General features: G+C 59.9%; 17 protein-coding genes and 6 tRNA genes. 22 read left to right on the plus strand and 1 reads right to left on the minus strand.

The window, feature by feature from the left end:
• The first annotated feature begins 32 nt into the window (after positions 1-32).
• From lepB to thrC, 5 genes are read left to right on the plus strand one after another with little or no spacing between them, the layout of a single operon-like run.
• Positions 33-584 (plus strand): signal peptidase I, encoded by a 552-nt coding sequence (lepB, locus tag B5E65_RS01665; protein ID WP_087170040.1) that lies wholly within the window; start codon positions 33-35, stop codon positions 582-584.
• Positions 574-1,467 (plus strand): ribosome biogenesis GTPase YlqF, encoded by an 894-nt coding sequence (ylqF, locus tag B5E65_RS01670; protein WP_087170041.1) that lies wholly within the window; start codon positions 574-576, stop codon positions 1,465-1,467. Before lepB ends, ylqF begins: the two co-directional genes overlap by 11 nt.
• Positions 1,464-2,090, plus strand: a complete 627-nt coding sequence (locus tag B5E65_RS01675) for a ribonuclease HII (RefSeq protein ID WP_481810347.1) — start codon at positions 1,464-1,466, stop codon at positions 2,088-2,090. The genes ylqF and B5E65_RS01675 overlap by 4 nt, the downstream gene beginning before the upstream one ends.
• Entirely contained in the window at positions 2,083-2,448 is a 366-nt protein-coding gene (locus B5E65_RS01680; protein ID WP_087170042.1) for a YraN family protein, read from the plus strand. Before B5E65_RS01675 ends, B5E65_RS01680 begins: the two co-directional genes overlap by 8 nt.
• A 47-nt stretch (positions 2,449-2,495) precedes the next feature.
• A complete protein-coding gene (gene thrC / locus B5E65_RS01685) occupies positions 2,496-3,950 on the plus strand; it encodes a threonine synthase (protein WP_087170043.1) in 1,455 nt (484 codons plus the stop codon).
• A 69-nt stretch (positions 3,951-4,019) separates the two neighbouring features.
• On the opposite strand, the gene B5E65_RS15955 is transcribed toward thrC, so the two are convergent.
• Positions 4,020-4,184, minus strand: a complete 165-nt coding sequence (locus B5E65_RS15955; RefSeq protein WP_158098483.1) for a DUF1540 domain-containing protein — start codon at positions 4,182-4,184, stop codon at positions 4,020-4,022.
• 67 nt (positions 4,185-4,251) lie between these two features.
• Here B5E65_RS15955 and B5E65_RS01690 point away from each other — a divergent pair, with 67 nt between their 5' ends.
• From B5E65_RS01690 to B5E65_RS01770, 17 genes are all read left to right on the plus strand, one after another.
• Positions 4,252-4,929: a metallophosphoesterase gene (locus B5E65_RS01690; RefSeq protein WP_087170044.1), complete on the plus strand. Its 678-nt coding sequence runs from the start codon at positions 4,252-4,254 to the stop codon at positions 4,927-4,929.
• A gap of 91 nt (positions 4,930-5,020) precedes the next feature.
• On the plus strand, positions 5,021-6,334 hold the full coding sequence (gene tig, locus B5E65_RS01695) for a trigger factor (protein ID WP_087170045.1): 1,314 nt from the start codon (positions 5,021-5,023) through the stop codon (positions 6,332-6,334).
• A gap of 134 nt (positions 6,335-6,468) precedes the next feature.
• On the plus strand, positions 6,469-7,053 hold the full coding sequence (gene clpP, locus B5E65_RS01700; RefSeq protein WP_087170046.1) for an ATP-dependent Clp endopeptidase proteolytic subunit ClpP: 585 nt from the start codon (positions 6,469-6,471) through the stop codon (positions 7,051-7,053).
• A 15-nt stretch (positions 7,054-7,068) separates the two neighbouring features.
• Positions 7,069-8,382, plus strand: a complete 1,314-nt coding sequence (gene clpX / locus B5E65_RS01705; RefSeq protein ID WP_087170047.1) for an ATP-dependent Clp protease ATP-binding subunit ClpX — start codon at positions 7,069-7,071, stop codon at positions 8,380-8,382.
• Positions 8,383-8,573: 191 nt separating this feature from the next.
• Positions 8,574-11,009 (plus strand): endopeptidase La, encoded by a 2,436-nt coding sequence (lon, locus tag B5E65_RS01710; RefSeq protein ID WP_087170048.1) that lies wholly within the window; start codon positions 8,574-8,576, stop codon positions 11,007-11,009.
• 15 nt (positions 11,010-11,024) lie between these two features.
• Positions 11,025-11,621 carry a ribosome biogenesis GTP-binding protein YihA/YsxC gene (gene yihA, locus B5E65_RS01715; protein ID WP_087170049.1) on the plus strand — a complete coding sequence of 199 codons (597 nt, stop codon included), beginning with the start codon at positions 11,025-11,027 and terminating at the stop codon, positions 11,619-11,621.
• The gene (locus B5E65_RS01720) at positions 11,611-12,378 is read left to right on the plus strand and encodes a class I SAM-dependent DNA methyltransferase (protein ID WP_087170050.1); all 768 of its coding nucleotides are present in this window, start codon (positions 11,611-11,613) and stop codon (positions 12,376-12,378) included. The genes yihA and B5E65_RS01720 overlap by 11 nt, the downstream gene beginning before the upstream one ends.
• Entirely contained in the window at positions 12,375-13,262 is an 888-nt protein-coding gene (gene hslO / locus B5E65_RS01725; protein WP_087170051.1) for an Hsp33 family molecular chaperone HslO, read from the plus strand. The genes B5E65_RS01720 and hslO overlap by 4 nt, the downstream gene beginning before the upstream one ends.
• Positions 13,263-13,367: 105 nt before the next feature.
• Positions 13,368-13,443: transfer RNA gene (locus tag B5E65_RS01730), tRNA-Gly, on the plus strand.
• Between the two features lie 4 nt (positions 13,444-13,447).
• A tRNA-Val gene (locus tag B5E65_RS01735) sits at positions 13,448-13,523 on the plus strand.
• 7 nt (positions 13,524-13,530) lie between these two features.
• A tRNA-Asp gene (locus B5E65_RS01740) sits at positions 13,531-13,607 on the plus strand.
• A 3-nt stretch (positions 13,608-13,610) separates the two neighbouring features.
• Positions 13,611-13,686 (plus strand) — tRNA-Phe (locus tag B5E65_RS01745).
• A 4-nt stretch (positions 13,687-13,690) separates the two neighbouring features.
• Positions 13,691-13,766, plus strand: a tRNA-Gly gene (locus tag B5E65_RS01750).
• Between the two features lie 32 nt (positions 13,767-13,798).
• Positions 13,799-13,873: transfer RNA gene (locus tag B5E65_RS01755), tRNA-Cys, on the plus strand.
• A gap of 134 nt (positions 13,874-14,007) precedes the next feature.
• Positions 14,008-14,844 carry a helix-turn-helix domain-containing protein gene (locus B5E65_RS01760; protein ID WP_087170052.1) on the plus strand — a complete coding sequence of 279 codons (837 nt, stop codon included), beginning with the start codon at positions 14,008-14,010 and terminating at the stop codon, positions 14,842-14,844.
• 194 nt (positions 14,845-15,038) lie between these two features.
• Positions 15,039-15,683 (plus strand): HAD hydrolase-like protein, encoded by a 645-nt coding sequence (locus B5E65_RS01765; protein WP_087170053.1) that lies wholly within the window; start codon positions 15,039-15,041, stop codon positions 15,681-15,683.
• Between the two features lie 25 nt (positions 15,684-15,708).
• A partial coding sequence (locus tag B5E65_RS01770) for a GDSL-type esterase/lipase family protein (RefSeq protein ID WP_087170054.1) occupies positions 15,709-17,197 on the plus strand: 1,489 nt, incomplete at its 3' end.

A 17,197-nucleotide genomic window follows, 5' to 3' on the forward strand; every position in this document is an offset into this window, starting at 1 on the left:
ACGCGGTTTTGTGGGAAAGAAGGTGTCTGTGCATGAAAACGAATCGCAGCCAGAGCAACGCGGAGCTGCTGGAATGGTATGACGCGCTGATCTTTGCGCTGGCCGTTCTGGTGATCGTGTTTGTGTTTTTCGTCCGCGCCGTGGCGGTGGACGGCATTTCCATGGAGCCCACGCTCCAGGGTGGTGACCGGCTTCTTGTGCAGAGCATCGGCTACACCCCTCAGCGGGGCGATGTGGTGGTGATCGACGGCTACATCAACTACGGCAAGCCGCTGGTTAAGCGGGTGATCGGCCTGGGCGGCGATGTGGTAGACATCGATGCCGCCACCGGTGCGGTCACGGTCAACGGTGAGGTGCTGGACGAGCCCTATATCAACAATCAGACCACCATCAACGGGGACGTGACCTTCCCCTACACGGTTCCCAAGGGATGCCTGTTTGTAATGGGGGACAACCGGCAGCACTCTTCCGACAGCCGGACCAGCAAGATCGGCTGTATTGACGAGCGGGATGTGCTGGGTAAGGTGGTATTCCGCTTTTTCCCCTGGAGAAGCTTGGAGGAATCGAGTAACAATGTCAAATGAACAGATCAACCGGCGCCAGATCCAGTGGTTTCCCGGCCATATGGCCAAAACCCTGCGCATCATGGAAGCGGATATCCGCCATGTGGACGCGGTTCTGCAGCTTCTGGATGCCCGGATCCCGGCCAGCAGCCTGAACCCGGAGATCCAGCGTATCACCCGGGGCAAGCCCCATCTGTATGTGCTGAATAAGGCGGATCTGGCCGATCCGGCCGTTACAGCCCGCTGGGTAAAGTATTTCCAGTCCCAGGGCGAAGGCTGTGTGGCGATTACCGCCCGCCAGCGCGGCGGTGCGGCAGCGGTGCGGGCGGCCATTGAAAAGGAACTGTCCGACCTGATGCAGCGCCGTGCGGTGCGCGGCATGGCGGGCGCCCGGCTGCGTGTTATGGTGGTGGGCATCCCCAATGTGGGCAAATCCACCTTTATCAACAGCTTTGCCGGCTCCGTCCGAGCCAAAGCGGCGGACAAGCCGGGCGTAACCCGGGGCAAGCAGTGGGTCACCGTGGGCAACTTCGACCTGCTGGATATGCCCGGCGTGCTCTGGAAAAAGTTTGATTCCCTGGAAACCGCCACCAACCTGGCGTTTATCGGTTCCATCAAGGACGATATCCTGGACATCGAGGAGCTGGCCATGGGTCTGCTGGCCCAGATGAGCCGCATGTATCCGCAGATGCTGGCCCAGCGGTATAAGCTGACCGAAGAGGAGCTGGCACTGGATCCCTGGGAGTTGCTGCAGGCAATCGGCCGCCGTCGCGGCATGCTGATCAGCGGCGGGGAAGTGAACACCGAGCGGGCGGCCATCATGCTGGTGGACGAGTTCCGCGCCAGCAAGTGGGGCCGTATCTCGCTGGAAGCCCCTCCCTCCCGGACGGAGGTGGCGGAATGATGGATGAAAAGCAGCTTGCCCGCTATGAATTTGACGCGCAGATCCGGGCAGAGCACGGGATTTTCTGCGGCGTGGACGAAGCGGGCCGCGGCCCTCTGTGCGGGCCGGTCTGCTGTGCGGCGGTAATTCTGGACCCGGAACATCCCATCGAGGGGATCAACGATTCCAAGAAACTCAGCGAAAAAAAGCGCGAAGCGCTGTACGAGGAAATCTGCGCCCATGCGCTGGCGTACAGCATTGTGTCGGTTGGCCCGGAGATCATCGACCGGGACAACATCCTGTGGGCAACCATGGGCGGGATGCGGCAGGCCGTGGAGGGCCTGTTGGTAGCGCCGGCCTTTGCCCTGATCGACGGCAACCGCTGCCCGCCTGAACTGGCAATCCCGGCAGCGGCGCAGGTCAAGGGGGACGCGGTCAGCGCCAGCATCGGCGCGGCTTCCATTCTGGCCAAGGTCACCCGTGACCGGTACATGAAGCAGCTGGACGCGGAGTTTCCCCAGTACCAGCTGGCCAAACATAAGGGCTATCCCACCAAACTGCATTATGAACTGATTGCGCAGTACGGCATTCAGCCGTTTTACCGCCGCAGCTTTCTGAAAAAGCAGGGCTACTGGCATGAATAGTGCAGAGCTGGGCCGCCGGGGTGAGGACGCGGCGGCCCGCTGGTACCAGAAACAGGGCTTTGCCATCGTGGCACGCAATTTCCGCACCCGGATGGGGGAGTTGGATCTGGTGGCAGCCCGGGGTAACCTGCTGGTTATCGCGGAGGTCAAAACCCGCAGCGGCGACGCCGGATTCGGCGCACCCGCGGAAGCGGTGGACCGGCATAAGCAGCAGCGGCTTATCCGGGCGGCACAGCTGTTTTTGCAGCGCTGCCCGGAATATGCCGAATATGCCGTGCGCTTTGACGTGGCAGAGGTAACGCCCGGCCTGCTGGGGCTTCGGGTGCGGTGCATCTGCGGGGCGTTTGAGTGCGAATGAAAAAAGCCGGGCACAGGGCCCGGATTATCAGACAGGAGGGGTTTAGTATGGAGTTTTGCAGTACCAGAAACAGTAATCTGCGGGTGAGCGCCTCCCAGGCGATCGCCCAGGGCCTTTCGGCAGAGGGCGGCCTGTTTGTTCCCTGTGAGTTTCCGCAGGTGGATGCCCGGGAGCTGTGCGGGCTGGCGTATCCGGCGCTGGCACGTCGCGTGCTGGCCGCGTTCCTGACCGATTACGATCCGGGCCAGCTGGAAGAGTTTGCCCGCCAGGTCTATGGCGAGCCGTTCGGCGGCAAAGCCGGCCATCTTGCCAAGGTGCAGGACGGGCTGTACTCGCTGGAACTGTGGCATGGCCCCACCTGTGCGTTCAAGGACTATGCGCTGCAGCTGATGCCCCGGCTGCTGGTGCAGGCCAAGAAAAACCTGGGCCGGGACGAAACCACCCTGATTCTGGTGGCCACCTCGGGCGATACCGGCAAGGCGGCGCTGGAAGGCTACCGGGACATTCCCGGCATCAAGATTGCCGTGTTCTATCCGGATCACGGCACCAGCGAGATCCAGCGCCTGCAGATGGCAACCCAGCAGGGGAACAATGTGGCCGTGTACGCGGTGGACGGCAACTTTGACGATGCCCAGACCGGAGTGAAGCGTGTATTTGGTGATGCCGCGGTGGCGCAGGTGCTGGCCCGGAAAAACGTTCGCCTCTCCAGCGCCAACTCCATCAACTGGGGACGTCTGGTGCCCCAGATCGTCTACTACTTTGCCGCTTATGGGCAGCTGATGCGTTCCGGTGCGGTGCAGTACGGCGAACCGGTGGACTTCTGTGTGCCCACCGGCAACTTCGGCGATATCCTGGCCGGTTACTACGCCAAGCGGATGGGGCTGCCGGTGGGCCGCCTGATCTGCGCTTCCAACCGGAACAAGGTGCTGACCGACTTCCTGACCACCGGCCTGTACAATGCCCGGCGGGAATTCTACCGCACCACTTCGCCTTCCATGGATATCCTGGTATCCTCCAACCTGGAACGCCTGCTCTGGCACATGACCGGCAGCGATCAGGCGGTGGCTGGCTTTATGGAAGGCCTGGCCCGGGACGGCCACTACCAGGTGGACGACGCCACAATGGAAAAGATCCGGCAGGTCTTTGCCGCCGGCTGGGCGGACGACGGGCAGGCAGCGCGGGAAATCCGCAGCCGCTATGAGCAGGACGGATACCTGTGCGACACCCATACCGCGGTAGCTTTCAAGGTTGCGCAGGAACAGCGGTCCGAACGGCCGATGGTGGTGCTGTCCACCGCCAGTCCGTTCAAGTTCCCGCGGGATGTGCTGGCGGCCCTGGGCGAGACCGCGCCGGAAAGCGACTTTGCCGCTATGGAACAGCTTACCGCCCGTACCGGCTGTGCCGCGCCCCGTCAGCTGGCTGACCTGCAGGGCAAGCCGGAGCGCTTCCGGGATGTGATCCGCCCGGATGAGATCGGCAAAACGGCGCTGGATCTGGCATAAACCCGTATCAGCAGCAAGCAAAAAATCCTGCTGCGTCAGCGCAGCAGGATTTTTCCGTTGTGGCGAAGGTCAGGCCTTGGTAAAGGTATCGCAGGCCGGTTCATCCGGGCCGGCGGTACAGGTGCCGGTGCACTTTTTCACATGGATCTGCTCCGCCATGCAATGGCAGCTGCCGTTGTTGTAGGCACAGTCCAGCTCGTCACAGCGGATTTTGTTATCAGCACAGGATTCCATACAATTTCGCCTCCTTTGTGCCGTTAGTGTGCGCGGGGCGGCCATGATTTATGAGGGGAGGAAGAAAATGGCAGTCTTTGCGATCGGTGACCTGCACCTCTCGCTGGGAACCGACAAACCCATGGATGTGTTCCCCGGCTGGAAAGGCTACAAGGAAAAGCTGGAGCGCAGCTGGAACGCCCTTGTGCGCCCGGAGGATACCGTGGTGCTGGCGGGGGATACCAGCTGGGCGATGAAGCTGGAGGATACCGGCGCGGATTTCGCGTTTCTGCAAAGCCTTCCCGGCCGCAAGCTTCTTCTGAAGGGCAACCACGATTACTGGTGGTGCACCAAGGCCAAGATGGACCGGTATCTGGAACAGCAGGGCTTTACCAGCCTGGCAATTCTGCACAACAACTCCTTTTCCGTGGAGGGCATGGCGCTGTGCGGAACCCGCAGCTGGCTGTTTGACGCCGGCCAGCCCCACGACGAAAAGGTCATGAACCGGGAGCTGGGCCGTCTTCGCATGAGCCTGGACGCGGCGGGTGACGGGGAAAAGGTGGTGTTCCTGCACTATCCGCCCCTGTGCTCCAACGCCCAGGCCCCGGAGGTCGTGGCGGTGCTGCGGGAATACGGGGTCAAACGCTGCTTTTACGGCCATCTGCACGGCACGGCCATCCGCTATGCGGTGCAGGGAATGCGGGACGAAATTGAATACCGCCTGATCAGCGCCGACGCGCTGGGCTTCTGTCCGCTTAAAATCTGAAATTAGGGCTGGTATTCCTGTCCACTATATGGTATAATTATCGCTACAATGGCTATTTTAGGGGCCTCTGGTCCCGCTTGGAGGAAATAGAATGAAACTGGTTAAGAACGAAAAGCTGGAAAAGAGCATGGTCGAACTGCAGTTTTCTGTGGACGCGGAGACCTTCCGCGCCGCTGTGGACAAGGCCTACAAGCGTGAGGGCAAGAAGTACAACGTGCCCGGCTTCCGCAAGGGCAAGGCGCCCCGCGCGATGATCGAGAAGATGTACGGTGCGGATATTTTCCACTATGACGCTATCAATGACCTGTTCCCGGAGAACTACGAGGCCGCTGTCAAGGAAGCCGGCCTGGAGGTCGTGGGCCAGCCCGAGGTGGACGTGGTTTCCATGTCCATGGACGAGGGCGTTGTGCTGAAGGCTGTTGTTCCCGTTAAGCCGGAAGTGACCGTAGGCGAGTACACCGGCCTGAAGGTAACCCGCAAGGTTACCGCGGTGGAGGATGCCGATGTGGAGGCCGAGATCACCCGTATGCAGGAGCGCAACGGCCGCATGATCACCCGCGAGGGCAAGGCTGAGAACGGCGACACCGCCGACATTGACTTCGAGGGCTTCGTGGACGGCGTAGCTTTCGAGGGCGGCAAGGGCGAGCATTACTCCCTGGTGCTGGGCAGCAACTCCTTCATCCCCGGCTTTGAGGAGCAGGTTGTGGGCCACGAGGCCGGCGAGGAGTTCGACGTGAACGTCACCTTCCCCGAGCAGTACCATGCCGCCGAGCTGGCCGGCAAGCCCGCCGTGTTCAAGATCAAGCTGCATGAAGTGAAGTACAAGGAGCTGCCCGCCCTGGACGACGAGTTCGCCAAGGACGTGAGCGAGTACGACACCCTGGACGAACTGCGCGCCAGTATCCGCAAGGAGATGGAAGAGCGCAACGCCAAGCAGGCGGACGTGCAGGTGGAGAACGACCTGGTTGACCAGGTGATCGCTACCCTGGAGGGCGAGATCCCCGAGGCTATGTACGAGAGCCGCATGGACGACATGGTCCGTGATTTCGAGTACCGCCTGAGCCAGCAGGGCCTGAAGCTGGAGATGTACCTGCAGTACATGGGCCAGACCCTGGAGACCTTCCGCGCCAGCTACAAGGAGCAGGCCGAGAAGCAGGTCAAGATCCGTCTGGCTCTGGAGGCTATTGCCGCCAAGGAGAAGCTGGAGGCCAGCGACGAGGACTTCAACGCTGAGGTCAAGCGCATTGCCGACCAGTACAAGATGGAAGAGGACAAGGTCCGCGAGCTGGTGGACGAGAAGGCCGTCAAGGCGGATCTGGCTGTGAACAAGGCCATCGACTTCATCAAGGAGAAGGCCGAGATCACCACCGAAGAAGTGAAGAAGGACGCGCCTGCGGCTGAATAAACCCGGCCCGACTGCCGCATACTCTTTTGGCGCTGCTGAATTGACCGATATGACCGGTATGGCCATATCGGTCAATTTGGCAAAAAGGCGTTCTGCCAAAACCTGCTGAATCTGGAATATTGGAGGCGAAAACCATGAGTTTGGTACCTTACGTCATCGAACAGACGGCCCGCGGTGAGCGGTCCTACGATATCTTTTCCCGGCTGCTCAACGACCGGATCATTATGCTGAGCGACCAGGTGGACGACAACACCGCCAGCCTGGTGGTGGCTCAGCTGCTGTATCTGGAAGGGCAGGACCCGGACAAGGATATCAGCCTGTATATCAACAGCCCCGGCGGCTCGATCAGCGCGGGCATGGCCATCCATGACACGATGAAATACATCAAGTGCGATGTGTCCACTATCTGCATGGGCATGGCGGCCTCCATGGGCGCGTTCCTGCTGGCCAGCGGCACCAAGGGCAAGCGCCTGGCGCTGCCCAACGCGGAGATCATGATCCACCAGCCCCTGATGAACGGGCTGCAGGGTCAGGCCACCGACATCAAGATCCACGCAGATCACATCATCCATCTGAAGAACAAGCTGAACGGCCTGCTCAGCGAGTATACCGGCCAGCCTTTGGATGTGATCTGCGCCGACACCGAGCGCGACAATTATATGACCGCGCAGCAGGCGAAGGATTACGGCCTGGTGGATGCCGTGATCAGCCACCGCTGACGCTAAAGGAGTTATATGGCAAACAATACCGGAAAAGAGAAATCCCTGATCTGCAGCTTCTGCGGCAAGAGCCAGGACGAAGTGGAACGGATGATTATTGGCCCCGGCGTCAATATCTGCAACGAGTGCATTGAGCTGTGTCACTCTCTGCTGGACAATGACGAAAAGCCCTCGGCCCGGCCCCAGTCCGGCAAGGCTTCGGCCCGTCCCGCTCCGGAGAAGCGCCCGCTGATCAACATCCTGACCCCCGCCGAGATCAAGGCCGGGCTGGATCAGTACGTGATCGGCCAGGACGCCGCCAAAACGGTGCTGGCGGTCTCAGTCTACAACCACTATAAGCGTATCCTCAGCGGCAAGAGCGGCGACGATGTGGAGCTGCAGAAGAGCAACGTGCTGCTGCTGGGCCCCTCCGGCGTGGGCAAGACCCTGCTGGCGCAGACCCTGGCCCGGATGCTGGGCGTTCCCTTTGCCATTGCCGATGCCACCACCCTGACGGAGGCCGGCTATGTGGGCGAGGATGTGGAGAACATCCTGCTCAAGCTGATCCAGGCGGCGGACTTTGACGTCCAGAAAGCCGAGATCGGCATTATCTACATCGACGAGATCGATAAGATCACCCGCAAGAGCGAGAACCCCTCCATTACCCGCGACGTGGGCGGCGAGGGTGTGCAGCAGGCGCTGCTGAAGATCCTGGAGGGTACTGTCAGCAATGTGCCGCCGCAGGGCGGCCGCAAGCATCCCCAGCAGGAGTTCATCCAGATCAACACCAAGAACATCCTGTTTATCTGCGGCGGTGCGTTCGATGGCCTGGAAAAGCAGATCCAGCGCCGTACCGACGCCTCGGCCCTGGGCTTCGGCAGCCAGCTGAAGGATACCAGCGCCAGTGCCAAGCAGAAGCTGCTCAACAAGGTGGAACCCCACGATCTGGTCAAGTTCGGCCTGATCCCCGAGCTGATCGGCCGTCTGCCGGTGATTACCGTGCTGGATGCGCTGGATGAGGACGCCCTGGTGCGTATCCTCAAGGAGCCCAAAAACAGCCTGGTCAAGCAGTATACCGCGCTGTTCCGCATGGACAACGTGGAGCTGGAGTTCACCGACGAGGCGCTGCGGGCCATTGCCCGCAAGACCATCGAGCGCAAGAGCGGCGCCCGCGGTCTGCGCAGCGTGGTGGAGAACCTGCTGATCCCGGTGATGTACCAGGTTCCCAGCGATCCCACCATCATCAAGGTTATCGTGGACGAATCCACTGTGGAGGGCCAGCCGCCCCGCCTGGAGTATGGCGCGGTGCGCAAGCGGTACAAGAGCCTGGCTTCCGCCAATCCCGTTTGATAGCTTTCCGGACGGCGGTCCGCTTCCTGTGCAGAAGCGGGCCGCCGCCTTGTTTTCCCTCCGGCGGCTGTCTCCCGGCGGCAAAGTTGCACACCTGCTGCAAAGGCTTGCATCCTATACCGCGCTAGTGTATAATAATATGAATCAATGTGCAAAGGGCTTTCTGCCGGAAAGCCCGGGAGGTTGCCAATATGTCAGAAAAAGTCAAGATCAAGGTGGATCGTGATATTATGCGGATGCCCACCATCGCGCTGCGCGGTCTGGTGGTCTTTCCCAATAATGTAGTGCATTTCGAGGTCGGCCGGGAAAAGTCGGTGGCTGCCGTAGAATGGGCCATGAACAATTCCAGCCATATTTTCCTGATTACCCAGCGTGAAATGGAAACCGAGACCCCCACTGTGGAGGATCTGTACGAGTATGGCGTTGTGGCGGAGGTCAAGCAGGTGCTGCGCGTCTCCGACGAGGTCGTCAAGGTCCTGGTGGAGGGCAAATACCGGGCCCGTCTGCTGGCGCTGGAAAGCGGCGGCAAGTTCCTGATCTCCACCATCAAGCCTGCGCCGCTGCGGGGTGTGCGGGTAGGGTCTACCATCCAGATGGAGGCCATGCTGCGCAGCCTGAAAGAGGCGTTTGAGCGGTATCTGTCCCTGAACCCCCGTCTGTCCAAGGACGTGGTGTACAACATCCTGTCCAGCGATGACGCGGCATTCCTGGCCGAATACGTTCCCGCCAACATCCTGCTTAAATATCAGGACAAGCAGCAGGTGCTCAACGAAAGCACCCTGATGCGCCGTATCAGCACCCTGCTGGAACTGCTGAACCGGGAATGCCAGGTCCTCTCCATCGAAAAGGAGATCCAGGACAAGGTCAGCGACCAGATGGACAAGAACCAGCGGGATTACTATCTGCGGGAGCAGATGCGGGTCATCGCCACCGAGCTGGATGAGACCGAGGATGCCCGCCTGGAGGCGGAGGAATACCGCAAGAAGATCGAAGCCCTGGAACTGCCCGAGGAGGCCCGGGAAAAGCTTCTCAAAGAGACCGAGCGGATGGCCCGCATGCAGGGAAACAGCCAGGAAGCCGCGGTGATCCGCACCTATCTGGACACCTGCCTGAGCCTGCCCTGGGGCAAAACCACGGTGGATAACCTGAACATCACCCGCGCCCAGAATATCCTGGATAAAGAGCACTATGGCCTGAAAAAGGTCAAGGACCGCATCCTGGAGATTCTGGCGGTGCGCAAGCTCAGTCCGGAGGTCAAGGGGCAGATCATCTGCCTGGTAGGCCCTCCGGGCGTGGGCAAAACCTCGATTGCCCGTTCCATTGCGGCCTGCCTGGGGCGGGAGTATGCCCGCATGAGCCTGGGCGGCGTGCGGGATGAAGCCGAGATCCGGGGCCATCGCCGCACCTATATCGGGGCGATGCCCGGCAAGATCATCAGCGCGGTGATTACCGCCAAGAGTTCCAACCCGCTGCTGCTGCTGGATGAGATCGACAAGCTGGCCAGCGACTTCCGGGGCGACCCGGCCGCCGCGCTGCTGGAGGCCCTGGATCCGGAGCAGAACAAGGGCTTCAAGGACCACTATCTGGACATTCCCTTTGATTTGAGCAATGTGCTCTTCATCACCACGGCCAATAACCTGGACACCATCCCGGCCCCGCTGCTGGACCGTATGGACGTGATCGAACTGCCCAGCTATACGCGGGTGGAGAAGTACAACATTGCCAAGCGGCATCTGCTGCCCAAACAGCTGAAGAACAACGGCCTGGAGGGCAAGGTGACCATGAACTCCGGCGCGCTGTACGGCCTGATCGACGGCTATACCCGCGAGGCCGGTGTGCGCGGCCTGGAACGCAGCATCACCGAGGTTCTGCGCAAGTGTGCCCGCAAGATTGCCGCCGAAGAGACCGAATCGGTGCATGTGACCGCCGGCATGCTGGAAGAGCTGCTGGGGCCCCGCCGTGTCAAGGACAATTTCTTTAACCGCACCAACGCCGTGGGCATCACCAACGGCCTGGCCTGGACCAGCGTGGGCGGCGAGATTCTGCCCATCGAGGTGCAGGTGCTGGACAACGGTACCGGTAAGATCGAGCTGACCGGTTCCCTGGGCGACGTAATGAAGGAGAGTGCCCGTCTGGCGGTCACCTATGCCCGTGTCCATGCGGCGGAGTACGGCATTGATCCCGCCCGGCTGAAAGACGCGGATCTGCATATCCATGCCCCGGAGGGCGCAGTGCCCAAGGACGGCCCGTCCGCCGGTGTCACCCTGACCACTGCGCTGATCTCCAGCCTGTCCGGCTGCGCTGTGCGGGCGGACGTGGCCATGACCGGTGAGATCACCCTGCACGGTCAGGTGCTGCCCATCGGCGGCCTGCGGGAAAAGAGCATGGCCGCCTACCGGGAGGGCATCAAGACCGTCCTGATCCCCAAGGACAACGAGAGCGACCTGTACGAGGTGGAGGAAGAGGTCAAGAAAGCGGTGACCTTTGTTCCGGTTTCCAACCTGCAGCAGGTGCTGGATAAGGCGCTGATCCGCCCGGGAAAGGAGAAAAAGAAATCTTCTTCCCGCAGCAAGAAGGCCGCGCCGCCGCCGGAAGAGCATGCCGCCCCGGCTGCCGTGCGCCAGTAAGGGAAAGGAAGTCTCATGAACTATAACAACGCGCAGTTTCTGGCGTCCTATGGCCTGTCCAGCCAGCTGCCGGGCAGCGACCGGCCGGAGTTTGTCTTTTCCGGCCGCTCCAATGTGGGCAAGTCCAGTCTGATCAATAAGCTGTGCAACCGCAAAAACCTGGCCCGGGTAAGCGCCACCCCGGGCAAAACGGCTACCATCAACTTTTACCAGGTGGACAGCGTCTATTTTGTGGATCTGCCGGGGTACGGTTATGCCCGCGTTTCGGATCAGGAACGCCGCCGCTGGGACGATCTGATCAACAGCTACTTTGACGCGGCCCGTAAACGGGCTGTGCTGATCCAGCTGCTGGACAGCCGTCATGCCCCCTCGGCCGATGACCGGCAGATGCTGGAGTATCTGCGCTATCACGGGGTGGAGTTTGCGGTGGCGCTCACCAAGGCCGATAAGCTGAAAAAAAGCCAGATGGCCGCCACCCGGGAGGAGTTTGCCCGGATCTGTGCGGAGTATGGCTGTAAGGACGTGTTCCTGGTCAGCAGCGAGAACGGGCAGGGAATCGGGGAGCTGCAGGCGTTTCTGGCGCAGCGGCTGGAGGCGGACAATGGCCTATAATGAGTTTGCCTATTTCTACGACGAACTGAACGGAGAAGCCGACTACGACGCGCTTTTTGGCTATGTGGCGGGCCAGCTGCAGGAGCATGGCGTGCGGGACGGCATCGTGGTGGATCTGGGCTGCGGAACCGGCGACCTGACCCTGATGCTGGCCCAGTGCGGCTACGATATGATCGGTGTGGATCAGTCGGCGGAGATGCTGTCGGTTCTGCGGGAAAAAGCCGCGGAACTGGGAGTTTCCGACGGCCTGCTTCTGCTGCAGCAGGATATCCTGGATCTGGATCTGTACGGAACCATCCGGGCTGCCGTGTCCACCTTTGATACCTTCAATCATATCGGCCCGCGGGAGCGTTTTGAAAAAGCAATCGAAAAAGCCGCCTTTTTCATGGAAAAGGACGGCGTTTTCGTGTTTGACCTGAACACGCCCTATAAGCACAGCCAGATACTGGCCGGGCAGAGCTTTACCATCGAGTGCCCGGATGCGGTCTGCTGCTGGAGTAATCAGTATGATCCCCAGGCGGGCCGGGTGGATATTGATGTATCCATCCGGTACAGCGATCCGCCGGAGGAGTGCCGGGAGCAGTTCAGCGAGTATACCTATGAGCAGGCGTATGTAACAGAGGTTCTGGAACGGTACGGCTTTACGGTGGCCTGTGTCCGCGACGGGGAAACCTTTGGTCCGCTGCGCCCGGACAGCCAGCGGTACATCTTTACGGCAATCAAGCAATATACCCAGCAAGGAGAGAACCAGCAATGAGCAATTTGATTCGGGGCATTTCGGAAAACGGCGGCGTTGTGTTTTACGGTGTGGACAGCACGGAACTGGTGCGCCGTATGGAGCAGATCCACAAGACCAGCGCCGTTACCTCGGCGGCACTGGGCCGTCTGCTGACGGCGGCCTCCATGATGGGGGTCATGCTGAAAAATGAAAGCGACTCCATCACCCTGCGCGTAAAGGGCGGCGGCCCGGCTGGCCTTGTTCTGGCCGTGGCGGACGGCAAGGGCTGTGTAAAAGGCTATGTGGAGAACCCCTGCGTGGATGTCCCCGACCGGCCGGACGGAAAACTGAATGTGGGCGCGGCGGTAGGCCGGGACGGTACCCTGAGCGTGGTGCGCGACCTGGGCCTGAAAGAACCGTATGTGGGCCAGATTCCGCTGGTGAGCGGTGAGATTGCCGAGGATATTACCAGCTATTATGCTGTGAGTGAGCAGATCCCGACCGTGTGCGCGCTGGGCGTGCTGGTGGCGCCGGATCTGACGGTTTCCTGCGCGGGCGGGTATATTCTGCAGCTTCTGCCCGGCGCGTCGGAGGAGGAGATCAGCCGCCTGGAAGCCAACGTGGCCGCTATGCCGCCGATTACCAGCCTGCTGCAGGAGGGCTATACCCCGGAGCGGATCATGGAGCGTGTGATGGATGGCTTTGCCCCGCAGGTGCTGGACAGCCATACCGTCAGCTATCAGTGTGACTGCAGCCAGGCCCGTGTGGAGCGTGCGCTGCTCAGCCTGGGCAGGGAAGAACTGCAGCGCCTCAAGGAAGAAGAGGGGACTGTAGAGGTTACCTGCCAGTTCTGCGACAAGGTCTATTCGGTAGACGTGGAGCGGCTTCTCAAGGGCCTTTCCGACAAGAAATCAGGCGAATAAAAAAAGTTTGAAATTTTTTGAGGATTTGTATTGACAAATGCGTCGGGATGCGATAAAATAAACACCGTCGCCCGAACAAAGCGGTCGACAAGGTCCTCAAAACATGCGGCTTTAGCTCATCTGGTAGAGCGCCACCTTGCCAAGGTGGAGGTAGCGAGTTCGAGCCTCGTAAGCCGCTCCATTGGGGAAGTTTAGCTCAGCTGGGAGAGCATCTGCCTTACAAGCAGAGGGTCACAGGTTCGAGTCCTGTAACTTCCACCATCGGTTTGGCCCGGTAGTTCAGTTGGTTAGAACGCTAGCCTGTCACGCTAGAGGTCGTGAGTTCGAGCCTCATCCGGGTCGCCATTTGCCTCTGTAGCTCAGTTGGTAGAGCAGGGGACTGAAAATCCCCGTGTCATTGGTTCGATTCCGATCGGAGGCACCATTTTGCGGCTTTAGCTCATCTGGTAGAGCGCCACCTTGCCAAGGTGGAGGTAGCGAGTTCGAGCCTCGTAAGCCGCTCCACAAACAGCAGCTGATCCATCAGTTGCTCATACGGTGCCGTGGCCAAGTGGTAAGGCAAAGGTCTGCAAAACCTTCATTCACCAGTTCAAATCTGGTCGGCACCTCCAGAACTCCCGAATGCGTATGCGTCCGGGAGTTTTTCTGTTGTGCAACCGCTGGTTGACAAAGTTCCGCGTATACTTGGTGGACGAAACCACCCTGTCCCTGTATACTGAAAAGCAGAAACAAGGAGGGATAGGGTATGAGCCTGGGACAAACAATCTGCCGTCTGCGCAGTCAGAAGGGCCTTTCGCAAAGTCAGTTGGCGGATCAGCTGGGGGTATCAAGACAATCGGTATCCAAATGGGAGACCGATGCGTCCGCACCGGATCTGGACAACCTGGTCAAACTGCATGAGCTGTTCGGGGTGACTATGGATCAGCTGATCCTGGACGAGGCGTCGCCGCCCCAAACAGAGCCGGCTGTACCAGCACCCGTCTGTCCGCAGGCCGTGCCTGCCCGTATTCTGGTATGCCTGCTGCTGTTCGGTATCGGTGCCCTTGCGCTGGTGCTGTGTATACTGCAGGGGGATCCGGTCGCCGGGCTGATTCTGGCAGTTCCGTTTTTTATTCCGGCCCTGATCTGTATTTATGCAAAAAAGCGGTGGGCCCTGTGGTGCGGCTGGTCTGTATATGGAACGCTGTATTTGGCCGCCGTTATGTTTACGCGGTTTTCCAGCAGCCTGTTTTTCTGGAAGTTTATAGCCCGGTGGATTACCCGGCCGGGCGCAAGCTGGCAAATGTACCAGACCTATTGGTTTGACCTTCTTGTAGCGGCCCTGGCATTCGCTGCTTTTGCGTTTCTTGCGGCTTGTACGCTGCGCAGCTTCCGTTCCCTGCAAATCGCGGCTGACCATGCCCGGCGGGGCATAGCGGCAGGCTGTGCGGCATATCTGGTTCTCCTGTTTCCGCTTCCGCCGGCCCTTGCCAATGCGGCGTTCGGCATACTGCCTGGTTTGCTGGCTCTGCTTCGCATGGCGGTCCTGGTGGACATTCTGGTGTATGGCGCGGCACTGTACCGTACCGGCAAGACAGCCTGAACCGAATTGATCCTGTATAAAAAGCGGCAGCTTTTTCTGCGCGCATCTTGCGCGGAAAGGGCTGCCGCCTTTTGCGACCATGAATAAACTGTAAATTCCCGCGCCGGAATTGCTCTTGCCGGGCAAAGATGGTATAATAACTTAGTACGTACCGGAATTTCCGGTAAAAATGCCGCAAAAAAGGAGGACGCATCATGCGTTTCCAGACAGTACTGTTTGACGTGGACGGGACGCTGATCCATTCCAGCCCGGGGATTCTGCAGACCCTTCGCGAGACCTTTGAACGAATGGGGGTAGACTGTTCCGGATTTGATCTTCAGCAGTACTTGGGGCCTCCGCTTCGGCGTACCTTTGCGCAGCACTTTCAGGATCCGGAGGATGTGGAAAAGGCAGTTACCCTGTACCGGGCGCTGTATAAAGAGAGCGGTCAGTATGCCTGCCGCCTGTTCCCCGGTGTGGAGGAGATGCTCCGCCGCCTGAACGAGGAAGGCGTCCTGCTTTGCACCGCTACTTCCAAACCGGCCGAGGTGGCCCGCCCGATTCTGGAGCATCTGGGCATTGACCGCTGGTTCACGATTATCGGCGGCGCTGCGATGGACAGCAGCCTGGACACCAAGACGGCTGTTATGCGGCATGTGCTGTGCCAGCCGCCTGTGGCTGGCCGTCCGGCCCTGATGGTGGGGGACAGGCGCGATGATATGGAAGGCGCGCGCAACTGCGGTCTGCCCGCTGCCGGGGTTTTGTACGGCTATGGTACGCGGCAGGAACTGGAACCCTATGCACCGGCTTTCCTTGCGCCGGATTGTGAAAGTCTGACCAAGTTTATTCTCGAATCCTGAATTCCGACGAACGGAGGACCTGAAAATGGCAAAACGCAAAGCGTCCCGCAAAACGGGCGGCTTCAGCCTGGAAAACATGAGCAAAAAGCAAAAGCAGGCGGCCATCGTGCTGGCCTGCTGCATACTGGCGATTCTGATCACCTCCATTGTGGTGGGGGTTGTGGTAGGCGGGGCAACCCGTTCGGAGGATCCTTCTTCGCAGAGCGGTTCTTCTTCCGCCAGCACCGGCTACGACAACAGCGAATTTGTGATTGATGAAACCAGTTCCGCGATCCTGGCCGAAACCAGCGACGCCGGCGATGAGTACGTGGAGCAGACCGTCTTTGTGGGCGATTCCAATACGGTGCGCTTCAACCAGTACAACCTGCTCACCCTGGACCAGTTTGTCGGCAAGGAGAGCATGGGCATTCAGGAGGTAACCACCACCAAGTGCGTGTACTTCAAGAACGACAATACCGCCTATACTATCCCGGAGGCGCTGGCCAAGATGAAGCCCCGCCGGATCGTGCTGACCTTTGGTACGAACAATGCGGACGGCAGCATGTCCGCCGACGATTTCATTGAAAGCTACCGCAGCGCTATCAAGGCCATCCAGGAAGCCTATTCGTACTGCGACATCATCGTCAATGCAATCCCGCCGGTAAGTGCTTCCACCAGCGGCTACAACGTGGATATGCAGACGGTGGATGAGTTCAACTACGCGCTGGTAAAGATGTGCGAAGAGGACGGCCTCAAGTTCCTGAATACCAGCGAGATCCTCAAGGGCGATGACGGGTATGCCAAAGCGGAGTATATGTCCAGCGACGGCATTCACCTGAGCCAGAGCGGCCTGAAAAAGATCCTGGAGTACCACCGTACCCATGCCTATGAGACGGAGGATCGCCGCCCGGATACCAACAACATTCCCAAGCGGGCCAAGAACCCGGTGGAGACCGGTACCACCACGCCGTCGTCTTCTTCCGCCACGCCGGAGCCCACCCAGTATACCGCCAACTACTATACCGAGAGCAGCGGCGGTACCCTGACCTACGGCGACAAGACCGGTCAGGCCTCAGTAAGCGTACCGGTATCCTCTTCCGACAGCGTAACGGTGACCGCTGTTCCCGCCGACGGGTACGTGTTCCTGAAATGGAGCGACGGCGTAACCAGCGCGTCCCGTACGGACAAGAACTTCAAGCAGAATATCTCGGTTACCGCGATGTTCATGAAGATCTCTATTTCCGCCAGCAAGACCACTGTGCAGACTGGTGAATCCGTTACCCTGACCGCCTCGGTCAGCCGCGGCGACAAGTACGCTGCCGATGTGAAGTGGAGCGGTTCCGGCATTGACGGTACTACCGGTGCCAGCTGTACCTTCAAATCCAGCAATCCCGGCGATTATGTGATTGAGGCCAGTGTGACCGTGGACGGTGTGACGGCCAAGACCCAGATCACCATCAAGGTGGAGACGGCGGCAACGGCGACCCCGACGCCGACCCCGGTTCCGACCGCAACGCCGGCCCCCACCCCGACGG

This window comes from Gemmiger sp. An120 (assembly GCF_002160955.1).
GTDB lineage: Bacteria > Bacillota > Clostridia > Oscillospirales > Ruminococcaceae > Gemmiger_A > Gemmiger_A avium.

Excerpts from the sequence above, each read along its gene's own strand:
- lepB (WP_087170040.1), top strand. The coding sequence starts at position 33 with ATGAAAACGAATCGCAGCCAGAGCAACGCGGAGCTGCTGGAATGGTAT.
- ylqF (WP_087170041.1), top strand. The coding sequence starts at position 574 with ATGTCAAATGAACAGATCAACCGGCGCCAGATCCAGTGGTTTCCCGGC.
- B5E65_RS01675 (WP_481810347.1), top strand. The coding sequence starts at position 1,464 with ATGATGGATGAAAAGCAGCTTGCCCGCTATGAATTTGACGCGCAGATC.
- B5E65_RS01680 (WP_087170042.1), top strand. The coding sequence starts at position 2,083 with ATGAATAGTGCAGAGCTGGGCCGCCGGGGTGAGGACGCGGCGGCCCGC.
- thrC (WP_087170043.1), top strand. The coding sequence starts at position 2,496 with ATGGAGTTTTGCAGTACCAGAAACAGTAATCTGCGGGTGAGCGCCTCC.
- B5E65_RS15955 (WP_158098483.1), bottom strand. The coding sequence starts at position 4,184 with ATGGAATCCTGTGCTGATAACAAAATCCGCTGTGACGAGCTGGACTGT.
- B5E65_RS01690 (WP_087170044.1), top strand. The coding sequence starts at position 4,252 with ATGGCAGTCTTTGCGATCGGTGACCTGCACCTCTCGCTGGGAACCGAC.
- tig (WP_087170045.1), top strand. The coding sequence starts at position 5,021 with ATGAAACTGGTTAAGAACGAAAAGCTGGAAAAGAGCATGGTCGAACTG.
- clpP (WP_087170046.1), top strand. The coding sequence starts at position 6,469 with ATGAGTTTGGTACCTTACGTCATCGAACAGACGGCCCGCGGTGAGCGG.
- clpX (WP_087170047.1), top strand. The coding sequence starts at position 7,069 with ATGGCAAACAATACCGGAAAAGAGAAATCCCTGATCTGCAGCTTCTGC.
- lon (WP_087170048.1), top strand. The coding sequence starts at position 8,574 with ATGTCAGAAAAAGTCAAGATCAAGGTGGATCGTGATATTATGCGGATG.
- yihA (WP_087170049.1), top strand. The coding sequence starts at position 11,025 with ATGAACTATAACAACGCGCAGTTTCTGGCGTCCTATGGCCTGTCCAGC.
- B5E65_RS01720 (WP_087170050.1), top strand. The coding sequence starts at position 11,611 with ATGGCCTATAATGAGTTTGCCTATTTCTACGACGAACTGAACGGAGAA.
- hslO (WP_087170051.1), top strand. The coding sequence starts at position 12,375 with ATGAGCAATTTGATTCGGGGCATTTCGGAAAACGGCGGCGTTGTGTTT.
- B5E65_RS01760 (WP_087170052.1), top strand. The coding sequence starts at position 14,008 with ATGAGCCTGGGACAAACAATCTGCCGTCTGCGCAGTCAGAAGGGCCTT.
- B5E65_RS01765 (WP_087170053.1), top strand. The coding sequence starts at position 15,039 with ATGCGTTTCCAGACAGTACTGTTTGACGTGGACGGGACGCTGATCCAT.